The sequence below is a fragment of the Polaromonas sp. P1_G4 genome (assembly GCF_056405475.1).
The window spans coordinates 1-1,988 of record NZ_JBFUCA010000655.1; the positions used below are offsets into that span (position 1 = coordinate 1).

Sequence of the window (1,988 nt, forward strand, 5' to 3'; positions counted from 1 at the left end):
GGCCAGGCGCATGTGACGAGCTGGCTGGCGGTGATCTTCAATCCTTCATTTCCGTATCGGCTGGTGCACATGCTGCTGGCGTCGGGGCTGACCGTGGCATTTCTGGTGGCGGGCGTTTCGGCCTACCGCTGGCTGCGTGATGACCGCGGGGCCGAAGTCATGGCCGGCCTGAAGACGGGCATCTACATGGCTGCCATGCTGATTCCGCTGCAGATCGTTGCGGGTGACCAGCACGGCCTGAACACGATGGAGCACCAGCCGGCCAAGCTGGCCGCCATGGAAGGCATCTGGGAAACCCAAAAAGGCGTGCCCGCGGTACTGTTTGCACTGCCCGACCAAGCCACCAAATCCAACCGCTATGAAATCGGCATTCCCAAGCTGGCGTCGCTCTACCTCACGCACAGCCTGGACGGCGAGGTCAAGGGCTTGAACGAGTTCGAGGGAAAACATCCGCCGGTGGCGCCGGTGTTCTGGGCCTTTCGCATCATGGTGGGGGTGGGCGTCCTGATGCTTCTGGTCAGTTGGGCCAKCGTGTGGCAATTGGCACCCTGGAAAAAAGACCCTGACCGTACGCTCACCGTATGGCATGCACGAGTTCTGGTCGCCATGACATTCGCAGGCTGGATCGCGCTGATCGCCGGCTGGTACGTGACCGAGATCGGCCGGCAACCCTGGCTGGTGACGGGCGTGCTGACGGCAGCCGATGCCGCCTCAAGAGTGCCGGCACCGCGCATCGCGTTGACGCTGACGCTCTACCTCGCGCTGTATGCGGTGCTGCTGGTGTCTTATGTGTCGGTGGTCTTCTACCTCGCGCGGCACAGGAAACACGCCGACAAGCCGTTCGGGGACGACAACACCGCCGGTGCGACCGAGAAGGAACTCAACGTCGTGAACTACCCCGAAAAAGAAGGAGCCTCCCATGCTTGACCTTGCCCCTGACCTGACGCAAGCCGCCGGCTGGATGCCCATTGTTTTCCTGGTGGTGATGGGCCTGGCGATGCTGGCCTATGTGATTCTTGACGGCTACGAYCTGGGCGTGGGCGTGTTGATGCGCACCGCCGGCGATGACGACAAGGACACCATGATCGCCAGCATCGGCCCCTTCTGGGACGCCAACGAAACCTGGCTGGTGCTGGGCGTCGGTATTTTGCTCACGGTGTTTCCGCTGGCGCACGGCGTCATCCTGGGCGCGCTGTATTTGCCCGTGGCCTTCATGCTCATCGGCCTCACGCTGCGCGGCGTGGCCTTTGACTTCCGCGTGAAGGCGCGCGCCAGCCACAAGCCCTTGTGGAACCGCATGTTCTACACCGGTTCGCTGCTCGCAAGCTGGTCGCAGGGCTACATGCTGGGTTCGCTGATCACCGGTTTTGCGGCGACCTGGTGGACCATCGTCTTCAACGCGGTCATCGGCGCGGCGCTGGTCGCGGCGTATTGCCTGCTCGGCGCCGGCTGGCTCATCATCAAATCCGAAGGCGAATTGCAACTGCAAGCCGTGCGCTGGGCCAGGCGCAGCCTCCTGTTCACTGTGATCGGCATCGGTGCCATCTCGGTGGCCACACCGCTGGTGAGCCAGAGCATTTTCGACAAATGGTTTTCGTTTCCGAACATCGTGCTGCTGCTGCCAATCCCGGCGGCCACGGCGGTGCTGTTTGGCGTGATTTTCCGCAGCCTGCAGCGCCTGCCGGTGCGCCTGGCACAAGGCAATGAATACGGCGCATGGGTACCTTTTGGTGCGACGGTGGGCGTGTTTTTGCTGGCCTTCTACGGCCTGGCTTACAGCCTCTTCCCGTGGCTGGTGATCGACAAGCTGACGATCTGGCAGTCGGCCAGCGCGCCCGAGGCCATGGGCGTGATCCTGGCGGGTGCAGCCGTGGTGCTGCCGATGATCATCGGCTACACCGTGTTCGCTTATCGCGTGTTCTGGGGAAAAAGTACCGCATTGAAATATTAGCCCCCACGCAGGATATGGCCCCCACGGTCGCTCACTA

General features: G+C 62.5%; 2 protein-coding genes. Both read left to right on the forward strand.

Features of this window, described 5'->3' with window-relative positions:
* Positions 1-927, forward strand: a 927-nt coding sequence (locus tag AC1D1X_RS21810) for a cytochrome ubiquinol oxidase subunit I (protein WP_477699165.1), incomplete at its 5' end; no start/stop codon positions are given.
* Positions 920-1,951, forward strand: a complete 1,032-nt coding sequence (locus AC1D1X_RS21815) for a cytochrome d ubiquinol oxidase subunit II (protein WP_457282893.1) — start codon at positions 920-922, stop codon at positions 1,949-1,951. The genes AC1D1X_RS21810 and AC1D1X_RS21815, both read left to right, overlap by 8 nt.
* Positions 1,952-1,988 lie beyond the last annotated feature (37 nt).